A 23,221-nucleotide genomic window follows, 5' to 3' on the forward strand; every position below is an offset into this window, starting at 1 on the left:
CCGCTTTTATTATTATACTTCCATAATGATTGGTAAGATCATAGGTCTGCGTTTTGTTTTCTCGTAAAGGAATGGCGATAATGTGTCAGTAATTTCATTTTTAATTTCTGACCATTGACTCGTTTTACGTTCCATAACCTTATTCAAATGCTTTGTGATTAAGGTTTGAGCGTCATTTATTAAATCACCAGATTCTCTCATATACACAAACCCTCTAGAAATAAGGTCAGGACCAGAGGCAATTTTAAATTCTTTCATATTAATGCTTACGACAACAACAACTAGTCCTTCTTCTGAAAGAATTCTGCGATCACGTAAAACAATATTTCCAATATCACCCACACCGCTTCCATCGATATAAACGGAGCCAGATGGGATTTTTCCAGCCACTTGTGCACTGTTCTCAGAAAGAGCTAATACTTCACCATTATCCATAATAAAGCAATTTTCATCCTCCACGCCACAGTCTACTGCCAATTTGGCGTGCATCCTTTGCATACGATATTCACCATGGATTGGCATAAAAAACTTAGGTCTTATTAGTCGCAACATAAGTTTTTGTTCTTCCTGGCCGCCGTGACCGGAAGTATGGACATTGCTAAGCTTACCGTGAATAACTTCCGCACCAGCTCTAAATAACTGGTTAATCGTACGATTTACACTAATTGTGTTTCCAGGAATAGGCGAAGAAGAAAATACGACTGTATCACCAGGGTGTATTTGAATTTGTCGGTGTGTACCATTTGCAATTCTGGATAGTGCAGCCATTGGTTCGCCTTGACTGCCTGTACAGAGGATTGTAACCTTGTCAGCGGGCAATCGGTTAATTTGATTTCCTTCGATAAACGTTTCCTTCGGTGCATTAATATATCCTAATTCTAGTCCGATATTGATTGCCGCTTCCATGCTACGTCCAAAAACGGCTACTTTTCTTCCATTTGCTACAGCAGCCTCAACAACTTGCTGGAGCCTATGAATATTGGAAGCGAAGGTAGCGAAAATGACTCGGCCAGTAACCTTACGGAAAATATCGTCAATACTCTCGCCGACTTTACGTTCTGACATCGTGAAATCGGGGATTTCGCTATTTGTACTATCAGAGAGTAAACATAACACGCCTTCTTTACCAATTTCGGCCATTTTTGTCAGGTTAGCTGGCTCGCCTACAGGGGTAAAATCAAACTTGAAGTCACCTGTATGAACAATTTGTCCTGGCGGAGTCTTTACAACAATTCCGTATGAATCTGGAATACTGTGAGTGGTCCGGAAAAAGGTTACGGAGGTCTTGCGGAATTTAATGATGTCGTCTTCTTTGATTTCAATCAATGTTGTTGTCCTTAATAAACCGTGTTCTTCCAGTTTATTTTTAATTAAGCCTAGGGCAAGCTTCCCTCCATAGATAGGAATATTGATTTCTCGCAATAAATAAGGGATACCGCCGATATGATCCTCATGACCATGGGTAACAAATAATCCTTTTATTTTATCAACGTTTTTTACTAAATAGGTGTAATCAGGAATCACGTAATCGATACCTAGAAGTTCATCCTCAGGGAATTTTATCCCTGCATCAATTAAAATGATTTCATCCTGAAACTGTACTGCATATGTGTTTTTCCCAATTTCGCCCAAACCGCCTAATGCAAAAACAGCGGTTTGGTCATTTTTTACAAATTTCATAAATTATTCAATCTCCAATACTTTAAAGTCTTCATTTTGTTTTTCATATTCTAAATGTGCACCGGTTACTACTTGAACCAATTCAACGTTATACCCGCGATCTGCAATTTTTTTGCGGACATCTCCTACCGATTCACCCTCAACAAAAATAGTCTGTGTTTTCTCCCTTACAGGGACTTGAACTAAGCTTTCTTGAAAATACACTTTAAATACCATATACAATATCGCTCCTTAATCGATCATCAATATTTCTATTATATAAAATAATTACATCTTTTTCATTTAAATTCTTTTTCTGCCAAAAAGGAAGGACTTGGATTGTTATGAAAAAAATATGTAAAAGAATCGCTGTTACTCAATTTACAATAAGGAAGGAGCCCTTCGCAAGTTTGAAGGGCTCAAAAATGTTGTTTAAGCAATGGATTTTTTTCGCAGCAAATCTTTCCACTGTTTTAAGAGCTTCTTTCTAAGCTTCTTTAACATAGTGGATCATCTCCTTACTTCTTATTTTATACGATCCCTGTCCAAAGTAAAGCCAGCCATGATAGAAAATGAAAGATTTTTTTGAAATTAAGGTATTTTTTACTATTATTATATGGGGAAAGCGCTGATTCTATCATGGTTAAACATGGAATTATTATGTCAGTTGGCGAATTGACAAAAATAATTGAAAGGTTTAGTGTTAATGAGGAAAATTAACAGGAAATTTTTGCAAACCGTGACGATTGCTAAAGGAGTTAATATTATATGAAGAAAATTGTTTTTTTTGATATAGATGGTACTTTGCTGGATCATGATAAAAATCTGCCAAGGAGCACGAAACAGGCAATTAACATGTTAAAGGAGAATGGGGTTTTTGTGGCAATTGCCACAGGAAGAGCTCCCTTTATGTTTACGAGTCTAATAAAAGAGCTGGACATTGATTCCTTTGTTAGCTTTAACGGGCAGTTTGTCGTATTTGAAAATGAAGTTATATATAAGAACCCGCTAAACCAATTGGATTTAGAAGGTCTTTCCCTAACTGCGAACGAAAATGGCCATCCATTAGTATATATGAATGAAAAAACCATGAAGGCAACAAAAAAACAGCATCCGTTTGTCGAGACAAGTATTAGTAGCTTAATGATGCCACCTCCAACAGAGGATGCAACGTTTTATGTAGATCGTGAAATTTATCAATCATTACTTTTCTGTGAAAAAGAGCATGAACAACTTTATTTTGAAAGATACCCTCAATTTGACTTCATTAGATGGCACCGCTATTCCATTGATGTCCTTCCAAAGGGTGGTTCAAAGGCTGAAGGAATAAAAAAAATGATTGCCCGCCTGGGGTTTGAATTACAGGATGTCTATGCCTTTGGTGATGGATTAAACGATTTAGAAATGCTAAAGGCTGTAGGAACAGGTGTTGCAATGGGAAATAGCGTCCCAGAGGCTAAGGAAATTGCAGATCATATTACAACCGATGTATCTGAAGACGGTATCTGGAATGGCTTGAAAAAACTAAATTTAATCTAAAAAAATACTGACCTTAGTGGTCAGTATTTTTTATTAAAAGGCTCTGTTAAAGGTCATTGTTGATTTGTAACTCTGTTGATTGGAGCGGAAATCAACAGCCAAGTTTAACACAGCCCAAGGATTAATCATCTTTCGATTGCGATGGCATCTTCAATGGGTGCGAAAGGATCATGTTTATTAATATGATCATAAAACATAATTCCATTTAAGTGGTCAATTTCGTGTTGAAAGCAAATGGCTGGTAGCCCTTTTAACCGGAATTTTACAACTTCCCCATCTAAAGTAGTACCTTTTAAGGTAATCCGTGCAAATCTTGGTACAAAGCCTGGGATATTCTCATCTACAGATAAACAGCCTTCTCCAGAAACTAAATACGCCTTTTCGACGGAATGGCTAACAATTTTTGGATTGAATAAAGCGTAACTATAAAGTTTATCCTTATTGTCATAAACATGTACAGCAATCATCCGTTTGGATACATTAATTTGTGGTGCGGCTAATCCAATTCCAGGCCGTAATCCGAATTGAGCTGAAATTTCCGGAATCTGACTATTTTGAACATATTCCATTAGGCTTTTAAGAATTTCTTTGTCTTCTTCCGATGGCGGCATTGATACCTCAGTTGCTATTTTTCTAAGTATTGGATGGCCGTCTCTAACGATATCCTCCATCATTAACATGTCCGATTCACTCCTGTTTAAAAAACTATAGATATTGATTAGTTTATCAGACAATTCCTAAAAAGTTAACCTAGAAATATTGTCAAAAACTTATAGTATCGATATAGTAGAAAGGTAATAGGTTAGGGGGATGTAATTTGTCGCATAGCGGTTTGAGTCGCAGCATTTTATTCATCATTACTTGTGTTGTACTATTATCTGGATGTTTGAATCGAGAGACACCTGTCGAACAAATGTATCAAGTTTTAGAAGAGGTAGTTTCTGCTGAAAGTATATTTGAGGAACAGCAGGACCCCCTTGTCACACTAGAAAAGAACGAAAAGGAGATTTACAACCAAATTATGGCTATTGGAATGAAAAATCATAATGAGGTTGTTGAACTTTCTGATGAAGCTTTATTAATGGTGGATAAAAGAGAAGAGCATTTACAAAAAGAAAAGGATAGTTTACATCAAGCTAGAAATAAATTTGAGCAAGTAGTAGATATTAAGGAAAGAATAGATGATGACAACCAAAGGAAATCAGCAGATGAGTTATATAATATTATGATACAGCGATATGATGCATATGACCGATTAGCAAAAGAATACTCAAAAGCGCTTATAAATGATAAAGAACTTTATACAATTTTAAAAAATACGGATCTCTCATTTGAATTACTCGAGGAGAAAGTTACTGAATTAAATCAAAAATATATGAAGGTCTTTGAGGCAAATGAAGAATTTAATAAACTGACAACAAAATATAATGAGAAAAAACGTTCATTTTATAATGAATCTGGGCTTAAACTGGAATCTAATAAGTAAAACCCGGCCGAATAGGCCGATTTTTTTATTTTAGAAGAAAATATATTAATATAACAGACGTGTAAGATTGAGTGGTACAGACCTCTATTCATAGTGATTATATTAATAAGTTAATCATGATGTAAAATAGTGATGCTTAGTAATTGACGCTAATATCAAGATGATGTACAATCATTATGGATATATTAATTGTATCATTATTTTCACAATAAATATTAGTACAGGTTAAAATGGTATCGGGGAAAGAATTTATTATTTATGTTGTTAAATCATTTTGGGTAATCTAATATAAGTGAAAATTTTTTAAATTATGTTTTGGAAAGAAAGGAAGATTGCGAAGATGGCATCTAAAACTCAAAACGCTCAGCTCGATGCGAAAAAAGCACTTGAAGTAGTAGAAGAGCAATTTCAAACACTGCAAATTTTAAATGAAGAAGGCAAAGTCGTAAACGAAGCAGCAATGCCTGACTTAAGTGACGAACAACTTCAGGAGCTTATGCGCCGGATGGTTTATACACGTATCCTTGACCAGCGGTCAATTTCATTAAACAGACAAGGCCGTTTAGGTTTTTATGCTCCAACAGCAGGTCAGGAAGCATCCCAATTAGCATCACAATTTGCACTTGAAAAAGAAGATTTTATTTTGCCAGGTTATCGTGATGTTCCGCAAATTATCTGGCATGGCCTGCCTTTATATCAAGCTTTCCTATGGTCCAGAGGTCATTTTGAAGGTGGACAAATTCCTGATGGAGTAAATGTCGCTATTCCGCAAATCATTATTGGCGCCCAGTATGTACAAACGGCTGGTGTTGCACTTGGAATGAAAAAACGCGGAGCTAAATCCGTTGCAATTACATATACAGGTGACGGTGGAACTTCTCAAGGAGATTTCTATGAGGGTATCAACTTTGCAGGTGCATACAAAGCGCCAGCAATCTTTATTATCCAAAATAACCGTTTTGCTATTTCTACTCCTGTTGAAAAACAATCTGCTTCTGCGACCTTAGCACAAAAGGCAGTTGCTGCTGGTATTCCAGGAATTCAAGTTGATGGTATGGATCCGCTTGCAGTTTATGCTGCAGTTCATGATGCCCGTGTTCGCGCAATCAATGGAGAAGGCCCAACATTAATTGAAACTTTAACATATAGATATGGTCCACACACGATGGCTGGAGATGATCCAACAAGATACCGTACAGCTGACCTTGACAATGAATGGGAAAAGAAAGATCCGCTTGTAAGATTCCGTAAATTCCTCGAGTCAAAAGGTCTTTGGAATGAAGAACAAGAAAAAGAAGTAATCGAACAAGCAAAAGAGGATATTAAAGAGGCAATTAAAAAGGCTGATACAGCTCCTAAACAAAAGGTTACTGATTTAATGTCAATTATGTATGAAGAAATGCCGCAAAACTTAAAAGAACAATATGAAATATATAAAGAAAAGGAGTCGAAGTAAGCCATGGCTCAAATGACAATGATTCAAGCAATTACAGATGCAATGCGTACCGAATTGCGTAATGATCCGAATGTATTAGTTTTCGGTGAAGACGTTGGCTTAAACGGCGGAGTATTCCGTGCAACTGAAGGTTTGCAAAAAGAATTTGGCGAGGACAGAGTATTCGACACACCGCTAGCAGAATCAGGGATTGGCGGTCTAGCAGTTGGTCTTAGTTTACAAGGCTTCCGTCCTGTTCCAGAAATTCAATTCTTCGGGTTTGTTTTTGAAGTAATGGATTCAATCTCAGGTCAGGCAGCTCGACTTCGCTATCGTACAGGAGGGAAATTTAATGCTCCTGTAACATTCCGTTCACCTTTTGGTGGTGGCGTACATACTCCTGATATGCATGCTGACAGCTTAGAAGGTCTTATGGCACAATCACCTGGTGTGAAAGTTGTTATTCCGTCCACACCATATGATGCAAAAGGTCTTCTTATTTCATCAATCCGTGATAATGATCCAGTTGTTTTTCTTGAACATATGAAATTATACCGTTCTTTCCGTCAGGAAGTTCCTGAAGAGGAGTATACCATTCCGCTCGGGAAAGCAGACGTGAAACGTGAAGGAACGGATGTATCGATTATTACTTATGGTGCGATGGTTCATGAATCATTAAAAGCTGCTGAAGAACTAGAAAAAGAAGGCTTTTCTGCAGAAGTTATCGACTTACGCACAATTAGTCCGATTGATATTGAAACCATTATTGCCTCTGTTGAAAAAACAGGCCGTGCAATTGTTGTACAAGAAGCTCAAAAACAAGCAGGCATTGCAGCAAGTGTAGTGGCAGAAATTAATGACCGTGCAATTTTAAGCTTGGAAGCACCAGTGTTGCGTGTGACTGCACCAGATACTGTTTTTGCATTCCCTCAAGCGGAAGCAGCATGGCTCCCAAATTATAAAGATGTAGTCGAAACAGCGAAAAAAGTATTAACATTTTAATGAAACTGGGAAATAGTATAACTGTTTCCCCGTTTATTTCTGACGTAATAGAAAAGAAAACTAAGGTTTTAATAGGAGGTTGATTTCCCAGTGTCATTTCAATTTAAAATGCCTGACATCGGTGAAGGAATTCATGAAGGCGAAATTGTTAAATGGTTTATTAAGCCAGGAGATAAGATTCAAGAAGACGACGTACTTTGTGAGATTCAAAATGATAAAGCGGTAGTTGAAATTCCTTCCCCGGTAGAAGGAACGGTGCTTGAAGTATTAGTAGCTGAAGGAACGGTTGCTACGGTTGGACAAGTATTGGTAACTTTTGATGCTCCAGGATATGAAGATATAAAATTCAAAGGCGATGAAGAAGATGAAAAGCCTGCTGCACCTGCTCCAGAAGCAAAGGCAGAAGCTCCGGCACCAGCAGCACCAGTAACTCCACCAGCTGCAGGGGTTGGTACACCACCAGCAACAGAGGTGGACCCAAACCGCCGGATTATTGCTATGCCATCTGTACGTAAGTATGCACGTGAAAAGGGAGTTGAAATAACTCTTGTTTCCGGAACAGGCAATAATGGCCGAATTTTGAAGATGGATATTGATACCTTCCTAAGTGGAGGAGCAACAGCAGCACCACAAGCAGTCGATGCTCCAGCAGCGGAAGCTACAAAGGTTGAAGAAGCTCAAACAGCTATTGCACCAATTCCACAAGGAGAATATCCTGAAACTCGTGAAAAAATGAGTGGAATCCGGAAAATGATTGCAAAAGCAATGGTAAATTCAAAGCATACTGCTCCACATGTAACGTTAATGGATGAAATCGATGTGACAAAACTTGTGACACACCGTAAAAAATTCAAAGAAGTGGCAGCGGCTAAAGGCATTAAGCTTACATTCTTACCATACATCGTAAAAGCATTGACGAGTGCATTAAGAGAGTTCCCAGCGTTAAATACTTCACTTGATGATGCTACAAGCGAAATAATTCATAAACATTACTACAACATTGGAATTGCAGCGGATACGGAAAAAGGCTTGTTAGTTCCGGTTGTGAAAGATGCTGACCGTAAATCTGTTTTTGCGATTTCGAATGAAATCAATGAATTGGCTGGAAAAGCACGTGATGGCAAGCTTGCCCCTAATGAAATGAAGGGTGCATCATGTACGATTTCAAATATTGGCTCAGCAGGCGGACAATGGTTTACTCCTGTTATTAATCACCCTGAAGTGGCAATTTTAGGTGTAGGAAGAATTGCTGAAAAGCCAATCGTAAGAGATGGTGAAATTGTTGCTGCTCCTGTATTGGCACTTTCTTTAAGCTTTGACCATCGAATGATTGACGGAGCAACAGCACAAAATGCACTAAATCATATCAAAAAATTATTAAACGATCCAGAACTATTGTTAATGGAGGCGTAACAAATGGTAGTAGGAGATTTCCCGATTGAAACAGATACGATAGTAGTTGGAGCTGGCCCTGGCGGATATGTAGCAGCTATTCGCGCTGCACAGCTTGGACAAAAAGTTACAATAATTGAAAGAGAAAATCTTGGCGGAGTTTGTCTAAACGTTGGTTGTATACCGTCTAAAGCGTTAATTGCAGCGGGTCACCGTTATGAAACGGCAAAGTATTCTGAAGATATCGGTATTACAGCAGAAAATGTAACTGTTGACTTTTCAAAAGTGCAAAAATGGAAAGAAAGTGTTACGAAAAAGCTTACTGGTGGGGTAGAAGGCCTGCTAAAAGGAAATAAAGTGTCCATCGTTCGTGGTGAGGCATATTTCGTTGATGCAAATACACTTCGTGTTATGGATGAAACTTCAGCTCAAACCTATACATTTAAGAATGCAATTATTGCTACTGGTTCTCGTCCAATTGAGCTGCCTGCGTTTAAATATACGAATCGTGTCCTTGATTCTACAGGTGCTCTAGCATTAAAAGAGATTCCTAAGAGCATTGTCGTTATTGGTGGTGGTTATATTGGTACAGAGCTTGGTGGCGCATACGCTAACTTTGGTACTAAAGTAACCATCCTTGAAGGTACCGATGAAATTCTTAATGGATTTGAAAAGCAAATGTCTGCACTAGTCAAACGCAACCTTAAGAAAAAAGGCACTGATATTATTACAAAAGCCTTGGCTAAAGGTGTTGAAGAGACTGAAACTGGTGTAACAGTTACTTATGAAGTAAAAGGTGAAGTAAAAACTGTTGAAGCCGAATATGTCTTTGTTATGGTTGGCCGCCGTCCAAACACGGATGAATTAGGCCTTGAGCAAGCTGGTGTTCAACTGACTGATAGAGGCGTTGTAACGATCGATAAACAATGCCGTACAAATGTAAGTAATATTTATGCTATTGGCGACATTGTACCTGGACCGCCACTTGCACATAAAGCATCCTATGAAGGAAAAATTGCTGCCGAGGCAATTGCTGGTCATCCTGCAGTGATTGATTATTTAGGTATTCCTGCTGTTGTATTCTCAGACCCTGAATTAGCTTCTGTCGGCTATACAGAAGCTCAGGCAAAAGAAGAAGGACTTGCTATCAATGCTTCTAAGTTCCCATTTGCTGCAAATGGCCGTGCCCTTGCGTTAAATCAAACTGACGGGTTCGTAAAGCTTATTACTCGTAAAGAAGATGGTCTTATCATTGGTGCTCAAATTGCTGGTTCTAGTGCATCAGATATGATTGCAGAGCTGGGACTTGCGATTGAAGCGGGGATGACTGCTGAAGACTTAGCAATGACGATTCATGCGCATCCAACATTAGGAGAAATTACAATGGAAGCTGCCGAGGTTGCACTTGGAAGCCCGATCCATATCATTAAATAATTTAAAGTCCTTTCCGTTAACTTTCGGAAAGGACTTTTTTCATATTTAAACACGAATGTACATATAAAAGAAAACATCTAACATATATTTAAATAATTAACATCTTTAAAAAAGGCTGTTTGAAAGGTCGTAGCTTTTTATATAACTCTGTTGATTGGAGCGGAAGGTGCGAAGGACTCCTCGAAAATGCTACCGCATTTCCTTCGTGCGGTGATTATTCAAGGTAGCCTATTCAATGTCCTGCAGGAGAAAGGGGCGGGGGGAGACCCCACAGGCGCTTTAGCGCCGAGGAGGCTCCCCGGACCTCCTGCGGAAAGCGAAGCACCTGGAGCCCCAATCAACAGGCTAGTGAAAAAGAGCCTAAAAAAGATGAAATGTTTTAAAGTGGTGATAAATTTGAGGACCTATATGGTAATAATGCTGCAATTAATTATATGGAGTGGTTATACCCTAGTTGAATGGCTGTCAAAACACGATCAGCTTATATACAAAGTGATTATGTTCTTTGTCTTTTTTTACATCTCCTTTCAAATTGGAAACAAAGTATTTAAAACAACAGCTAAAGCGTTTTTTATCACTTCGTTAAGCTTAATCACGTACACTTCAATCCACTTTACATTGCTACTATTTCTCCATTAAAAAACTCCCAATAAGGGAGTAAGTGTGCGGTTATCTATTTCCGTGGATAATAATACATGATTCTTTCGTTAAAAAGATGCAGCTCACCTTTTAATTTTTTGCCAAGAAATTTGCAAAATTCATTTGCTTTTCCTTTGTCACCGTAAGTAGATTGTTCAGGTAATGTAACCTGTATGTATGTTTGTTCCTGCTCATCGCCGTTTTCATCTCGAATAGTCTCACGGTCAACTCCAATTAAAATTGCGTAATGACGCTCCTGATTAGAGTGCAGATAAAACCAAGTTCCTTTACCCTCTTCTTTTTCTTTAATTTCGTATGGGAATGCCGAATCCCCATAGGACCATCCCAATTGGTCACCGGTTTTATTTGTAATTTCTTTATAATAATGAAAGAGTTCCTTTACCTCATCAACTGATATTGTTTGTTGTGCAGATGAAGGCACAAGTTTAATGAATGCATTTTCCGCCATTATTATCCCCCTTATTTGTTCCAGTTAATATCCCTTCTATTCTAGCACTGAAAAAACAAACCTGACAACAGTTAGTGACAATTGTTGTTGTTAATTTCTAAAAAGTGAATTATAATAATATTCTAAACATTCCGGTTAAAAGGAGGATCATATGGAACTATTTGAAAAGCTCTACGATGAGCACGAAAATGTGAAAGTGAGATTCATTGGTTTTACCACGGAGCAAACCCGCTATGATTTTGGAATAGTCTATACGAACATGTTTTTTGGAAAGCCCCTTGTTGTCTGCATGCAAACTGGCCGTTCAACACTCCTCGATCCAAAAGAAATAGAAGATATTGAATACCTCCAGAATGTATTTCGTATTCCTGATAAAAAACAAGCTGCTGATTTAGCTGAATTTTTCAAAGAAACCTTACCGCAAATTCCTTTTATTACCCAATATGAGTAACTTTACATTATCGGGCCCTTTAATAGGGTCTTTTTATTGAATAAAAGTTTAATGTGACATACAAATTAGGCTTGAAATATCCAATGTGATATATTATTATAAAAATAAGGATATTAAAACGCTTCCAAATTTGATGATAAATTCATATTGAAAAGGGGATTAATAAAATGGGTACACTCGTATGCCAAACTTGTGATTCGACAATTGATCATTTCGAAGACGAAAAAGTTACGGTTCTCTATTCAAAATGCAATTGTTGTGATGATCACCACTCAGAAGAAGAATTATAAAAATACTTAACATAGAAACAGGATTCCCCAAAAGGGAATCCTGTATTTTTATTTTATCGCTTTATATTCTTTTATCACTCGAATCGTTTTTATTTCATCATCCTCTGGACCTTGAACGGGAAGACCTGCCTCAAGGTTTTTTCGTACATAGTGAAGGTTCTCTTTTGTGATAATTTCACCAGGAATAAAAATTGGAATTCCAGGAGGATAAACCATGATAAATTCTGCAATGATCCTTCCTTCAGATTCGTCAAAAGAAATGACTTCTGTATCTGAATAAAAGGCATCTCTCGGAGTGAGTGCCAGCAGTGGAATATCAGGAAGAAGCACTTGAATTGGTTCGACTTTTTCTTGACGGTGTTCCCGTTCTTCAGCAAGTTCCTTAAGCGCTGAAACTAATTGGCTAGCTTCATATTCTGTATCTCCCAATGTAATAATACAAAGGATGTTGTAAAGGTCAGACATTTCTACTTCAATATTGTATTTTTCTCGCAGCCACTTTTCAACATCGTATCCTGTTAACCCTAATTCTTTTACTGAGATAATCAGTTTTGTCGGGTCGTAATCAAAAGTGGCCTTTGATCCTAATATTTCTTCCCCGATACAGTGCAAATTATCAATTTCATTGATCCGTTTACGAATGGATTGTGCAAGATTAATGGTTTTATCAATTAATTCTTTTCCGTTAATCGCTAATTGTTTCCGGGCAACATCCAGTGAAGCCAGTAATATATAGGATGTTGAGGTAGTTGTAAGCATACTTAAGATGGATTGGACATGTTTAGTAGAAACAAGTCCCTCTTTTACATTCAAAATAGAGCTTTGTGTCATTGAACCGCCTAGTTTATGGACACTGGTGGCAGCCATATCAGCACCTGCCTGCATGGCTGAGAGTGGAAGATCATCGTGAAAATGAATATGAACTCCATGTGCTTCATCCACTAACACAGGAACATGGTGATAGTGTGCGACTTCTACAATCCTTTTTAAATCTGCTGAAATCCCAAAGTATGTCGGATTAATTACTAGAACTGCTTTGGCATCTGGATGCATTTGTAGAGCCGTTTCAACTGCATCAGGTGTAATGCCGTGTGAAATACCTAAATCCTCATCAATTTCCGGATGAATAAATACTGGTATAGCTCCGGAAAATACAATAGCAGACATGACTGATTTATGGACATTTCTTGGGACGATGATTTTATCATTAGGTCCGCATACAGCCATAATCATGGCTATTATTGCCCCGCTTGTACCTTGGACCGAAAAGAAAGTGCTGTCAGCGCCAAATGCTTCAGCCGCTAAGTCCTGTGCTTGTTTAATTATTCCCTTGGGCTGATGGAGGTCATCTAGAGGTCCAATGTTTATTAAGTCAATTGATAAGGCATTATCACCAATAAATTGGCGAAATTCAGGGTCCATACCAGTCCCTTTTTTATGTCCAGGAATATGGAATTGGATTGGGTTCTTTTTTGCATGTTCTAATAAACCGCTAAATAACGGTGTTTGATTTTGAGACAATTTATTACCACACCTCTTTATTTTTAAAAAATGCTTATTACTATAATCAAGACAGAAAACAAATGAATTATAGCACTATTCCTGCTTCTTGCAAAGAAAATTTTCCTTTTCTGCTAGTTTTTATTTCCTTCTATTTAGTTTTCCGTTTAAACAGGAAAATTACACTTATTAAACGAAATATGTTGTAATGAGATTTTAGGAGGGGATACCATTGAGATGGCAATCGAGAATAACAGATTTATTGAGAATAAAATATCCAATTATCCAAGGAGGCCTTGCTTATCTTGCTTATTCAGAGCTAGCAGCAGCTGTATCCAATGCAGGGGGGCTAGGACAAATCACTGCTATGTCACTTGATTCTCCTGAAAGTCTTCGTAGGGAAATACGTAAGGTTAAGGGCCTAACGAACAAGCCGTTTGGTGTGAATTATGCAATAGGACAGCACGGCAGACCGTTTGCAGACTTTCTTCAGGTTTCCATTGAGGAAAAAGTACCAGTCGTTACGATGACTGGGGGAAATCCTGCCCCTATATTTGAACAATTAAAAGGGACACCAATCAAGAAGCTCGTGCTTGTGGCTGCAAGAAGGCAAGCTGAAAAGGCCGAGCAACTTGGTGCAGATGCAGTAATGGTCGTTGGTCAAGAAGGCGGAGGACACCTCGGCAGGGATGATATAGGCACAATGGTGTTAATTCCTCAGGTAGTTGACGCTGTTTCTATTCCTGTGATTGCTTCGGGAGGTATAGGTGATGGCAGAGGACTCATGGCAGCGCTTAGTCTAGGTGCTGAGGGGATTGAGATGGGTACAAGATTTATTGCTACAAAGGAATGTGTTCATGCAAATGAACTTTATAAGCAAAGGCTAGTAGAGGGTACTGAAGCCGACACGGTTGTAATTAAACGAACACTCGGAATGCCTGCAAGAGCGATTGGGAATAGCTGGACAAATCAAATCTTATCTATTGAAAGGGACAATGGCGATTATGAAAGGCTAAAAGACTTTATTAGCGGTAATGCTAATAAACGCTATATTTATGACGGCGTAGAAGAAGAAGGCTTTGCCTGGGCAGGTCAGGTGATGGGACTAATAAAGGATGTTCCGACAGTTGAAGAACTTTTTACGCGAATTATTACAAAGGCTGAACAAATTCGTGAAAATTGGACAGAATAACGGTATTATACATATATGTAACTAATGTAAGTAGGTGAGTATATGGAATATCAATACCCGATTGACTATCACTGGTCCACAGATGAAATTGTTGATGTCATCAAATTTTACGAAGCCATTGAAAGGGCTTATGAAAAAGGGATTATCCGTGATGAACTAATGAATATTTATCGTCGGTTTAAAGAAATCGTTCCTAGCAAGGCGGAAGAGAAAACACTTTGCGGGGAGTTTGAAGAAATAAGCGGCTATTCGTCCTATCGAGCAATAAAAAAGGCGAAAGAGGCTGCGCCAGGGGATCGAATTATAATAAAATAAGCAGAAAAAGCTCCCGAATTTAGTTTTGGGAGCTTTTTGTACTATTTAATATTCATTGCAATTTTATATAGTGGGGCTACCTTATTAAAGACACTATCTATTTGTTGAAGAAGACCTTCAGCACCTAGCTCAATAGCTTGCTTACGGTCAATTTCAAATCCGCATAGAATTTCGGCTTTTTTTACGTTTTGTAATCTCTCGAGAAATGACTGTAAATCTTCTTTTGAAAGCTCGCCATGCGTTGATGACTCGACCTTCATGTGATCCAAGGACCAGACAAAGTCTTTTGGTATTTCTTTATAAATCTTGTTTAGCTTTTTTAACATTCTTGTGGCAATTTCCTGTTTTTGTGGAGCCTCATAAATTACTGCAAACCAAACAAATAAATGAGTATTCCATAAGCCGATTTGAAAATGAGGGAGCATTTTGTACCCGCGGGGATTATTTGCTAAGGCTACCCACGTATCTTTGGGTGGATTAACGGTCCTTCTTGCATGCTTGGCAACGTGGATATACATTTCATCACCTGTAATTGAAGATAGGGTCGGTTGAAAGTATTGTCCCAGACTATCTAATTTAGGACGGACCAATTCTTTAAGAGCGTCCATTCTTGCCTCTAATCCATCTATTTTAAAAACATCAAAATCCTTTTCTGTAAAACCGTTGAAATCCATTGTTCGTTAGCCTCCTGCAAGTATATGTATCAATTATTGTAGCATATAGGCACGAAAAACCAAGAAGTTTGTTGCTCACCCTAGGTTAACGCACAAATTAGTTGCAACCTTGCCTCTACCCTCATACTATACTAGTAAAAATAGTCTGAAAAATTAAAATGTTATTATCTCTTAGAAGGAGGAGAGCAGGATGAAACAGCTAATGAATACCTCGTTAAAAAAAGCAGGAGAAAAGGAAAGAACGGCCGTATTAAGATTAGAAATGGATTATGAATTAGCGACATTATTTGAAGCTATTGAAGAAAAAAGCGAAAAAAAGGTGAAAGAATCTAAACAGAAGTTAGAGAGAATCCGTCAAGAATTATTACGATTAAAGGCATTTTGATTATTGTGTTTTAATGATAACCAAAAGGAATGAAACTAAATAGAAGGATTTTCCTTGAAATGATTAAAACGAACTCTGATAAATGCATTAGAGGGTTCGTTTATTATTTTGTCTATAATAAACTAATAATTAATAAGTAATTGCGAAGGGAAGGATAAAAGTTGATGACCAACAAATCTTCGATTAAGCTATAGATATAGAGGTACATATTTCGAGTCAATTAAAGGATATTGTTGATTTTATACCAATGTTGATTGGAGCCGAAGGCGCGAAGAACTCCTCGAAAATGCTACCGCATTTCCTTCGTGCGGTGCAAATACAAGGAAGCTTATTCAATGTCCTGCTGGAGTACGGGGCCGAGGAGGCTCCCCGGCACGCCCGCGGAAAGCGAAGCGCCTGGAGCTCCAATCAACAGCCAAGTAAAAAACATAAAAAATATAGATTATTGGAGGGAATTATGGACTGGGAGTATATTGATTTACATGCCAAGCAATGGGTTAAAGAGGCTGGGGAAAGAATACGTTCCTCCTTTAATAAAACTTTAACTATAGAATTCAAATCTAACCCCAATGACCTCGTAACAGATATTGATAAAGAAATTGAACAATTTTTTATTAGAAAAATACGAGCGGCTTTTCCTACTCATAAAATTATGGGTGAAGAAGGATTTGGTGATGAATTAACAAACCTCGATGGCATTGTTTGGCTAATCGATCCGATTGATGGAACCATGAACTTTGTCCACCAACAGCGCAATTTTGCCATTTCACTAGCGGTTTACGAAAATGGCATTGGAAAGATAGGTATTATTTATGATGTTGCACATGATGAATTGTACCATGCTATTAAGGGGAAGGGGGCATATATGAATGATATTTTGCTTCCCCCACTCGTTGAAAAACCCTTAAGTGAGTCGATTATTGCTTTAAATGCAACGTGGTTAATGGAGAATCGTCGGATTGACCATAATTTAATGATTCCAATCGTGAGAAAGGCTCGAGGAACAAGATCATACGGAACGGCAACACTTGAGATGGTATTTGTTGCAACCAGCAGAATTGATGCCTACATATCGATGCGATTATCTCCCTGGGATATTGCTGCAGGAACTGTCATTGTTGAAGAATTAGGCGGCATAGTAACAAACTTAAGAGGAGAAAAACTTAATTTCCTTACACAAGATTCCCTGTTCGTCTCGGTACCAGGCCTACACGAAACGATCATGACTGATTATTTAAAGGAAGGCAAATGGTGAAAGAAAAAGAAGCCTTTAATAGGCTTCTTAGAGTTCTCCATTTGCCCTCATATTTGCTTTTGTTTTGAACCCCATCCCCATCACAATCAAAACAGCAATGATACATCCAATAACACCTAGAAGACTTTTTTCCCCTATGGCTATACCGATACCCATGATGCTTATAGCAGCAAGAACTGCATAAATAATAAATACCCATTTAATTTGATTCATCCGTCAAAAACCCCTTTGTTTTCTTGGTAACGATGTGACGATAAATAATATAGTTCCATTCTACATAAAATGATTATAAGTTTCCACTTTAAGTATGGTATAATAATTCAGTTGTATATGGGAAACTATAGATAGCTTAAATTTTTGTTAATTGAGTAGGAGTGAAACATTTGAAAATAAGAGAAGATATTCGCAATATTGCGATCATCGCCCACGTAGACCATGGCAAAACAACTTTGGTTGACCAGTTATTAAAACAATCGGGAACCTTTCGTACCAATGAGCATGTAGAAGAACGTGCAATGGATTCAGGAGATATAGAAAGGGAACGCGGAATAACGATTCTCGCTAAGAATACAGCGATTCAATATAAAGATAAAAGAATCAATATTTTAGACACCCCAGGACATGCTGACTTCGGTGGAGAAGTTGAACGTATTATGAAAATGGTTGATGGCGTGTTGCTTGTAGTCGATGCGTATGAAGGTACAATGCCGCAAACTCGCTTTGTTCTAAAGAAAGCATTAGAGCAAAAAATAACTCCAATTGTTGTTGTTAATAAAATTGACCGTGATTTTGCCCGACCTTTAGAAGTAGTAGATGAAGTAATTGATTTATTTATCGAATTAGGTGCAGAAGAAGATCAGCTTGATTTCCCGGTGATTTTTGCTTCGGGAATAAATGGAACGGCTAGCACAACTCCTGACAAACAGGATGAAAACATGCAATGCTTGTATGACTGCATTGTAGAAACCATCCCAGCACCAATAGATAATCGTGACGAGCCTTTACAATTCCAAGTAGCGCTACTTGATTATAATGATTATGTTGGCAGAATTGGAATTGGCCGGGTATTCCGCGGTACGATTCATGTAGGTCAACAAGTTTCTCTTATGAAAATTGACGGTTCCGTTAAACAATTCCGTGTAACAAAACTTTTTGGATTCTTTGGGCTAAAACGTCAGGAAATTCAAGAAGCGGTTGCGGGAGATTTAATTGCCATCTCTGGTATGGAAGATATTAATGTCGGTGAAACCGTTTGTCCTGTTGAACATGAGGATGCATTACCGATTTTAAGAATCGACGAACCGACGCTGCAAATGACTTTTGTTGTAAACAACAGCCCATTTGCCGGACGTGAAGGCAAGTACTTAACTTCAAGGAAAATCGAAGAAAGATTACTTGCGCAATTGCAAACAGATGTAAGTTTACGTGTTGAAAATACGGATTCACCAGATGCTTGGATCGTTTCAGGACGTGGAGAACTTCATTTATCCATCTTGATTGAGAATATGCGTCGTGAAGGCTACGAGCTTCAGGTATCTAAACCAGAAGTAATTGTAAAAGTTATTGATGGTGTTCGTTGTGAACCAGTTGAAAGAGTACAAATCGATGTGCCTGAAGAACATACTGGTTCAGTAATGGAGTCGATAGGAGCACGTAAAGGTGAAATGCTTGATATGATTAATAATGGATCTGGTCAAGTTCGTTTAATCTTTAATGTTCCTGCCCGCGGCCTAATTGGTTATACAACAGAGTTCTTAACGATGACTCGCGGATATGGAATCATCAATCACACATTTGATAGCTATCATCCAATGGTTCAAGGTCAAGTCGGCGGAAGACGCGAAGGTGTGCTTGTGTCTATGGAATCTGGAAAAGCCTCCACATATGGTATCATGGGGGTTGAAGACCGTGGTACAATCTTTGTAGAACCAGGTACTGAAATTTACGAAGGTATGATTGTTGGTGAACATACTCGTGAAAATGATATCACTGTAAATATTACAAAAGTGAAGCAAGCAACGAATGTTCGTTCAGCCAACAAAGATCAAACTTCGGTCATCAAAAAACCGCGTCTAATGACTCTTGAAGAATCATTAGAGTATCTAAATGAAGATGAATACTGTGAGGTTACACCCGAATCCATCCGTTTACGGAAGAAAATTCTTGATAAAAACGAACGTGAAAGAGCTGCTAAAAAGTCTAAGGTGCAGAGTTAGAATAATTTTATTCTTTTTGAATAGTTTTTTTTGCTGCAGAACAACTTTGCTCTAATAACTTCGAAATCACTTATGGTATTATTGGTTTCAAGGAGGTTTTGCATGTGAATGTAGTGGAACGGCTTTCATTTTTCCCTGCTCTTTATAATGTAACTGAAAATCCAAAAGTTGGTATGTGGCTACTTTATATCACGATAGTGGCGTTATCCATTGTTGTATATAAATTAGGCTTTGCACAAAAGTTACCGCTGGGAAAATCAATTCTGATTTATCTATTCTTAGGTGCTGGCTGTACTGTTCTTACTGCTTTAGGTATCTTTTTGCCTATAGCAGAAGGGCTTGTGGTTGCAGCATTAATCTTAATTATTTATAAAATTCGCTTACATCAGTCGAAAAAGCAGCAGGTTGAAGCAAAATAACGGGGGATGCTAAATGAGATCCGCACAAGATGCGCTATATAATTGGCTCTCAATAAAGGTAGTTTACGATGCTCGACCTGAGGATTCTGCAGCAAGAGAAACGTTAGACCTTTTTGATGACATCATTACAAACGAGCATAAATTAACGAATATTGAAATTACTACAGACGAATCAATGTATTATGTCTCCTATGTTCAAGGGGATGAAACGAAAAAGACACGTTTTCCGCGTGAACTTATTGAGGTTATGCTTGATCAAATTAACGAACAGCCAGAAAGATATGCAAACTATCCAATAGAAGAATAGACAAAAACCCACATGACTTTGTGGGCTTTTTGTTTATATATTAGTCTAACTGTTCCTCTTACCAATCGTCCTTTTCTGACCGTTTACGATAAAATTTGAAGTTTCCGGTCTCAATTCTGGCTTGGGTTTTTTCAGATATTCGATTACTGCAATCATTACACATATATGTATGGATAGGTCGATTGCGAAGACGCTTGGCTACAAATGACTGATCTTCTATCGGTTCAATTTTGTCACAGATTACGCACTTTACTCTCATATTACACCTCGAATTAATTCTTTAGACAAAAGCCAAACAGAATATTTATACTATAGTATATCATGGCTGTACACTTGAAGTTAAATCAATTATGTTTAACATGCTAAAAAATACCGATAATAATACTGTGACATGTTTGTTTTGAAACTGCAGCGACATGAAGGAACTGTTTAAAGGGGTTGGGAAAATGGCAAATCAGGTAGAACCAAAGCTAATTAAAGCTTTGTATGATGAACTGCAGCAGGAAAGGTTTGTGACATTAGCAACGGTGGATTATGAAACAGGGGCTCCTAGTGTTAATTCTATTTCCTGGATATTTGCGAAGGATGATAGCACAATTTTATTTGCGATTGACAATCGATCTAGAATCGTACAAAATATTGCTGAAAATAATCAAGTAGTTATAAATATAATAGCTAATGAGTCTACCTATGCAATTTTAGGTGACGCTTCAGTGAAAGAAGAAAAGCTTAATGATGTTCCGTTAAAATTAGCATTAGTTGAAGTAGCAATTAAAGAAGTTCGAGATGTTATGTTCTATGGATCAAAAATTACTGCCGATCCTGAATACGACAAAACCTATGACAAAAATGCAGCAGCAAGGCTGGATAAACAGGTAATGGAAGCAATAAAAAAAGCTTAGTCAAAAGACTAGGCTTTTATTTAGGCTATTTCTCAAACTTTGTTGCTATATAGATCAGAATTATGTTTTTCATAATCTTTACAAAAAGATCTTTTATTTATGATGATTTGACTGGTCTTCTTGCTCTTCCTCTAGTTTATCTTTTTGGCCTTCTGGTAATTTTTTCTTTGGTTCTTCCGTTGCATTTTTTGGATTAGGGTCAATGATATCTGCTGGAATCTCTGGTATTAATCTGCCCGCAATGTCAGCCAACTCTTCCATTATTCCTTGTATTGGCCTTCCTTTCTTTATGTCACCATTGATTTCTTTCAGTCTTTGCATCGTATCTGCATCCGCAACGACCACTGCCCGAGCGCCGTGAGGATCCCCTTTTAAGCTTTCTGCTACTGAATATTTAATTGAACCAACCTGCGACCGTTCCAGTTTCGAGTTAACGTCAATTCCGACAATTGCATATCTTCCAAGTACGACAGCAGTAGCATCATTTACATCCGGAATGCTAGTTGCGAGTTCAACTAAATGTTTGGATATTTCTTGGCCCGTTTGCCGGTCAACCTCTTCAATGTAACTGTTTTTGACATTCACTAATGATTGCTTTTCATTATTTTGATTTTGGGCATTTTGATTGAGGTTACAGCCAGGTAATATCAGCAGTAAAACGGAAATCATTAATAATTTCTTCATTTGTCATACACCTCCGTTGTGACTTGGTTATTAAGTTTATTAGCGATACTAATTAATAATAGTCAACATATATTTATTGTGCGGAAATCCTTCTATCTTTATTCGAACAAACATATATTTTACAAAAGTTCTACCCTAGCATAATGGTTTATTCGATTAATGAATCAAACCAATCAACTAGAAAAAGTGGAGGCGTTGCTTTGAGTAAAATATACGTGTTAGATACAAACGTCTTATTACAAGACCCGTATTCCATATTCTCTTTTCAAGATAATGAAGTTGTTATTCCTGCAGTTGTCCTTGAAGAAGTGGACTCAAAGAAAAGATACATGGATGAAATAGGCAGAAATGCCAGGCATGTTTCAAGGTTAATTGACGGGCTTCGTGCAGCAGGAAAACTCCATGAGAAAATTCCTTTAGATAATGGTGGAACGATAAGAATTGAGCTAAATCACCGTTCCTTTCATGAATTACAGGATATATTTATTGAAAAAACAAATGACAACCGCATATTAGCAGTGGCAAATAACCTTTTAGCTGAAGAAAAATTAAAGGAAAATGGTAAGCCAGTCATAATCGTTAGTAAGGATGCCCTTGTTCGGGTAAAGGCAGATGCAATCGGACTGACTGCTGAGGACTTTTTAAGTGATAGAGTAGTTGAGGTAGACCATATCTATACAGGATTCCTAGAAGTATATTTGTCAGTAGACTTATTAGGTCGATTTTATGAAAAAGGTGAACTCTTGCTTTCTGAAATAGCTAATCACACCTACTTTCCGAATCAGTATTTGGTAATGAAAGATGTATTGGGAGGGTCGGCTTCTGCATTAGGGATCATTGATAAGACAAGAAAAAAGGTAAAAAAGCTTGCCATCAATCAAGAACATGTTTGGGGTGTTCATCCAAGAAATGTTCAACAAACCATGGCAATTGAACTTTTGCTACGAAAAGATATTTCTCTAGTAACCTTAATAGGGAAAGCAGGTACAGGGAAAACCTTGCTGGCTCTAGCATCTGGATTAATGCAAACAGAGGATTATCGTGATTTTAAAAAATTATTAGTGGCTAGACCGATTGTACCAGTTGGGAAGGATCTAGGGTTTTTACCTGGTGAAAAACAAGAAAAACTTAGACCTTGGATGCAGCCAATATTTGATAATCTAGAATACCTATTTAACACAAAGAAACCTGGGGAACTGGATGCGATTCTAGCAGGTATGGGTTCAATTGAGGTTGAGGCGTTAACATATATACGCGGGAGAAGTTTACCAAAGCAGTTTATCATCATTGATGAGGCACAAAATCTAACAAAACATGAAGTGAAAACAATTATTACCCGAGTAGGTGAGGGCAGCAAAATTGTCTTAATGGGAGACCCCGAACAAATTGACCATCCATATCTTGATGCTTATAATAATGGACTAACCTATGTGGTCGAAAGATTTAAAGACCAAGTTATTTCAGGTCACGTGAAACTGTTAAAAGGAGAGAGGTCTGGTTTGGCTAGACTTGCAGCAGATTTATTATGAGGTTGGAATATAAAATTTGAATAAGGAAACAAAACAAAACGGGTACC

The 23,221-nt window shown here is 37.8% G+C and carries 26 protein-coding genes; 17 read left to right on the plus strand and 9 right to left on the minus strand.

The genetic code is table 11. The features are described from left to right. Nucleotides 1-12: 12 nt before the first annotated feature. Together rnjA and NSS81_RS20290 are read right to left on the minus strand one after the other, a co-directional pair. The gene (rnjA, locus tag NSS81_RS20285; protein WP_342430441.1) at nucleotides 13-1,680 is read right to left on the minus strand and encodes a ribonuclease J1; all 1,668 of its coding nucleotides are present in this window, start codon (nucleotides 1,678-1,680) and stop codon (nucleotides 13-15) included. 3 nt (nucleotides 1,681-1,683) lie between these two features. Beyond that, the gene (locus NSS81_RS20290) at nucleotides 1,684-1,896 is read right to left on the minus strand and encodes a DNA-directed RNA polymerase subunit epsilon (protein ID WP_342430442.1); all 213 of its coding nucleotides are present in this window, start codon (nucleotides 1,894-1,896) and stop codon (nucleotides 1,684-1,686) included. A gap of 531 nt (nucleotides 1,897-2,427) precedes the next feature. On the opposite strand from NSS81_RS20290, the gene NSS81_RS20295 reads away from it, so the two are divergent. Beyond that, nucleotides 2,428-3,198 carry a Cof-type HAD-IIB family hydrolase gene (locus NSS81_RS20295; RefSeq protein WP_342430443.1) on the plus strand — a complete coding sequence of 257 codons (771 nt, stop codon included), beginning with the start codon at nucleotides 2,428-2,430 and terminating at the stop codon, nucleotides 3,196-3,198. Nucleotides 3,199-3,323: 125 nt separating this feature from the next. On the opposite strand, the gene def is transcribed toward NSS81_RS20295, so the two are convergent. Beyond that, nucleotides 3,324-3,878 (minus strand): peptide deformylase, encoded by a 555-nt coding sequence (def, locus tag NSS81_RS20300; protein ID WP_342430444.1) that lies wholly within the window; start codon nucleotides 3,876-3,878, stop codon nucleotides 3,324-3,326. Between the two features lie 137 nt (nucleotides 3,879-4,015). On the opposite strand from def, the gene NSS81_RS20305 reads away from it, so the two are divergent. The 5 genes from NSS81_RS20305 (at nucleotide 4,016) to lpdA (ending at nucleotide 9,947) form a co-directional block, all read left to right on the plus strand. Beyond that, the gene (locus tag NSS81_RS20305; RefSeq protein ID WP_342430445.1) at nucleotides 4,016-4,684 is read left to right on the plus strand and encodes a YkyA family protein; all 669 of its coding nucleotides are present in this window, start codon (nucleotides 4,016-4,018) and stop codon (nucleotides 4,682-4,684) included. A 340-nt stretch (nucleotides 4,685-5,024) separates the two neighbouring features. Next, on the plus strand, nucleotides 5,025-6,140 hold the full coding sequence (pdhA, locus tag NSS81_RS20310) for a pyruvate dehydrogenase (acetyl-transferring) E1 component subunit alpha (RefSeq protein ID WP_342430446.1): 1,116 nt from the start codon (nucleotides 5,025-5,027) through the stop codon (nucleotides 6,138-6,140). Nucleotides 6,141-6,143: 3 nt separating this feature from the next. Further along, nucleotides 6,144-7,121, plus strand: coding sequence for an alpha-ketoacid dehydrogenase subunit beta (locus NSS81_RS20315; RefSeq protein WP_342430447.1), 978 nt, complete (start codon nucleotides 6,144-6,146; stop codon nucleotides 7,119-7,121). Nucleotides 7,122-7,211: 90 nt separating this feature from the next. Then, nucleotides 7,212-8,534 (plus strand): dihydrolipoamide acetyltransferase family protein, encoded by a 1,323-nt coding sequence (locus tag NSS81_RS20320; protein WP_342430448.1) that lies wholly within the window; start codon nucleotides 7,212-7,214, stop codon nucleotides 8,532-8,534. A gap of 3 nt (nucleotides 8,535-8,537) precedes the next feature. Continuing rightward, the gene (gene lpdA / locus NSS81_RS20325; protein WP_342430449.1) at nucleotides 8,538-9,947 is read left to right on the plus strand and encodes a dihydrolipoyl dehydrogenase; all 1,410 of its coding nucleotides are present in this window, start codon (nucleotides 8,538-8,540) and stop codon (nucleotides 9,945-9,947) included. 673 nt (nucleotides 9,948-10,620) lie between these two features. Here the strand turns inward: lpdA and NSS81_RS20330 are convergent. Beyond that, the gene (locus NSS81_RS20330) at nucleotides 10,621-11,055 is read right to left on the minus strand and encodes a DUF1885 family protein (RefSeq protein ID WP_342430450.1); all 435 of its coding nucleotides are present in this window, start codon (nucleotides 11,053-11,055) and stop codon (nucleotides 10,621-10,623) included. A 151-nt stretch (nucleotides 11,056-11,206) separates the two neighbouring features. Here NSS81_RS20330 and NSS81_RS20335 point away from each other — a divergent pair, with 151 nt between their 5' ends. Both NSS81_RS20335 and NSS81_RS20340 read left to right on the plus strand, forming a co-directional pair. Then, complete coding sequence (locus tag NSS81_RS20335; RefSeq protein WP_342430451.1) at nucleotides 11,207-11,506, plus strand: DUF3055 domain-containing protein; 300 nt, start codon at nucleotides 11,207-11,209, stop codon at nucleotides 11,504-11,506. Between the two features lie 167 nt (nucleotides 11,507-11,673). Then, complete coding sequence (locus NSS81_RS20340) at nucleotides 11,674-11,796, plus strand: GapA-binding peptide SR1P (RefSeq protein WP_342430452.1); 123 nt, start codon at nucleotides 11,674-11,676, stop codon at nucleotides 11,794-11,796. Between the two features lie 48 nt (nucleotides 11,797-11,844). On the opposite strand, the gene NSS81_RS20345 is transcribed toward NSS81_RS20340, so the two are convergent. Further along, on the minus strand, nucleotides 11,845-13,317 hold the full coding sequence (locus NSS81_RS20345; RefSeq protein WP_342430453.1) for an aminotransferase class I/II-fold pyridoxal phosphate-dependent enzyme: 1,473 nt from the start codon (nucleotides 13,315-13,317) through the stop codon (nucleotides 11,845-11,847). Between the two features lie 211 nt (nucleotides 13,318-13,528). Here NSS81_RS20345 and NSS81_RS20350 point away from each other — a divergent pair, with 211 nt between their 5' ends. After that, nucleotides 13,529-14,488, plus strand: coding sequence for a nitronate monooxygenase (locus NSS81_RS20350; RefSeq protein ID WP_342430454.1), 960 nt, complete (start codon nucleotides 13,529-13,531; stop codon nucleotides 14,486-14,488). A gap of 42 nt (nucleotides 14,489-14,530) precedes the next feature. After that, nucleotides 14,531-14,803, plus strand: coding sequence for a UPF0223 family protein (locus NSS81_RS20355; RefSeq protein ID WP_342430455.1), 273 nt, complete (start codon nucleotides 14,531-14,533; stop codon nucleotides 14,801-14,803). Nucleotides 14,804-14,844: 41 nt separating this feature from the next. Here the strand turns inward: NSS81_RS20355 and NSS81_RS20360 are convergent, their stop codons facing one another. After that, nucleotides 14,845-15,477, minus strand: a complete 633-nt coding sequence (locus NSS81_RS20360; protein WP_342430456.1) for a DUF1054 domain-containing protein — start codon at nucleotides 15,475-15,477, stop codon at nucleotides 14,845-14,847. Between the two features lie 190 nt (nucleotides 15,478-15,667). On the opposite strand from NSS81_RS20360, the gene NSS81_RS20365 reads away from it, so the two are divergent. Both NSS81_RS20365 and NSS81_RS20370 read left to right on the plus strand, forming a co-directional pair. Then, nucleotides 15,668-15,862 carry a hypothetical protein gene (locus NSS81_RS20365; RefSeq protein WP_342430457.1) on the plus strand — a complete coding sequence of 65 codons (195 nt, stop codon included), beginning with the start codon at nucleotides 15,668-15,670 and terminating at the stop codon, nucleotides 15,860-15,862. A gap of 457 nt (nucleotides 15,863-16,319) precedes the next feature. Beyond that, the gene (locus NSS81_RS20370; protein WP_342430458.1) at nucleotides 16,320-17,117 is read left to right on the plus strand and encodes an inositol monophosphatase family protein; all 798 of its coding nucleotides are present in this window, start codon (nucleotides 16,320-16,322) and stop codon (nucleotides 17,115-17,117) included. Nucleotides 17,118-17,144: 27 nt separating this feature from the next. On the opposite strand, the gene NSS81_RS20375 is transcribed toward NSS81_RS20370, so the two are convergent. Further along, on the minus strand, nucleotides 17,145-17,330 hold the full coding sequence (locus tag NSS81_RS20375; protein WP_342430459.1) for a YlaF family protein: 186 nt from the start codon (nucleotides 17,328-17,330) through the stop codon (nucleotides 17,145-17,147). A 170-nt stretch (nucleotides 17,331-17,500) separates the two neighbouring features. Here NSS81_RS20375 and typA point away from each other — a divergent pair, with 170 nt between their 5' ends. The 3 genes from typA to NSS81_RS20390 all read left to right on the plus strand — a co-directional run bounded on the left by typA (nucleotide 17,501) and on the right by NSS81_RS20390 (nucleotide 20,059). Continuing rightward, complete coding sequence (typA, locus tag NSS81_RS20380) at nucleotides 17,501-19,333, plus strand: translational GTPase TypA (protein ID WP_342430460.1); 1,833 nt, start codon at nucleotides 17,501-17,503, stop codon at nucleotides 19,331-19,333. Between the two features lie 104 nt (nucleotides 19,334-19,437). After that, the gene (locus NSS81_RS20385; protein WP_342430461.1) at nucleotides 19,438-19,752 is read left to right on the plus strand and encodes a YlaH-like family protein; all 315 of its coding nucleotides are present in this window, start codon (nucleotides 19,438-19,440) and stop codon (nucleotides 19,750-19,752) included. 13 nt (nucleotides 19,753-19,765) lie between these two features. Further along, nucleotides 19,766-20,059: a hypothetical protein gene (locus tag NSS81_RS20390; protein WP_342430462.1), complete on the plus strand. Its 294-nt coding sequence runs from the start codon at nucleotides 19,766-19,768 to the stop codon at nucleotides 20,057-20,059. A gap of 58 nt (nucleotides 20,060-20,117) precedes the next feature. Here the strand turns inward: NSS81_RS20390 and NSS81_RS20395 are convergent, their stop codons facing one another. After that, nucleotides 20,118-20,318: a YlaI family protein gene (locus NSS81_RS20395; protein ID WP_342430463.1), complete on the minus strand. Its 201-nt coding sequence runs from the start codon at nucleotides 20,316-20,318 to the stop codon at nucleotides 20,118-20,120. A 187-nt stretch (nucleotides 20,319-20,505) separates the two neighbouring features. Between NSS81_RS20395 and NSS81_RS20400 the strand changes: the two genes are divergently transcribed. Beyond that, nucleotides 20,506-20,961, plus strand: a complete 456-nt coding sequence (locus tag NSS81_RS20400) for a pyridoxamine 5'-phosphate oxidase family protein (RefSeq protein ID WP_342430464.1) — start codon at nucleotides 20,506-20,508, stop codon at nucleotides 20,959-20,961. Between the two features lie 93 nt (nucleotides 20,962-21,054). Here the strand turns inward: NSS81_RS20400 and NSS81_RS20405 are convergent, their stop codons facing one another. Continuing rightward, a complete protein-coding gene (locus NSS81_RS20405) occupies nucleotides 21,055-21,645 on the minus strand; it encodes a YhcN/YlaJ family sporulation lipoprotein (RefSeq protein ID WP_342430465.1) in 591 nt (196 codons plus the stop codon). A 200-nt stretch (nucleotides 21,646-21,845) separates the two neighbouring features. Between NSS81_RS20405 and NSS81_RS20410 the strand changes: the two genes are divergently transcribed. After that, nucleotides 21,846-23,174, plus strand: coding sequence for a PhoH family protein (locus NSS81_RS20410; RefSeq protein ID WP_342430466.1), 1,329 nt, complete (start codon nucleotides 21,846-21,848; stop codon nucleotides 23,172-23,174). The last annotated feature ends 47 nt before the right edge of the window (nucleotides 23,175-23,221 follow it).

It is taken from the genome of Neobacillus sp. FSL H8-0543 (assembly GCF_038592905.1).
In the GTDB taxonomy this organism is placed as follows: Bacteria; Bacillota; Bacilli; order Bacillales; family Cytobacillaceae; genus Neobacillus.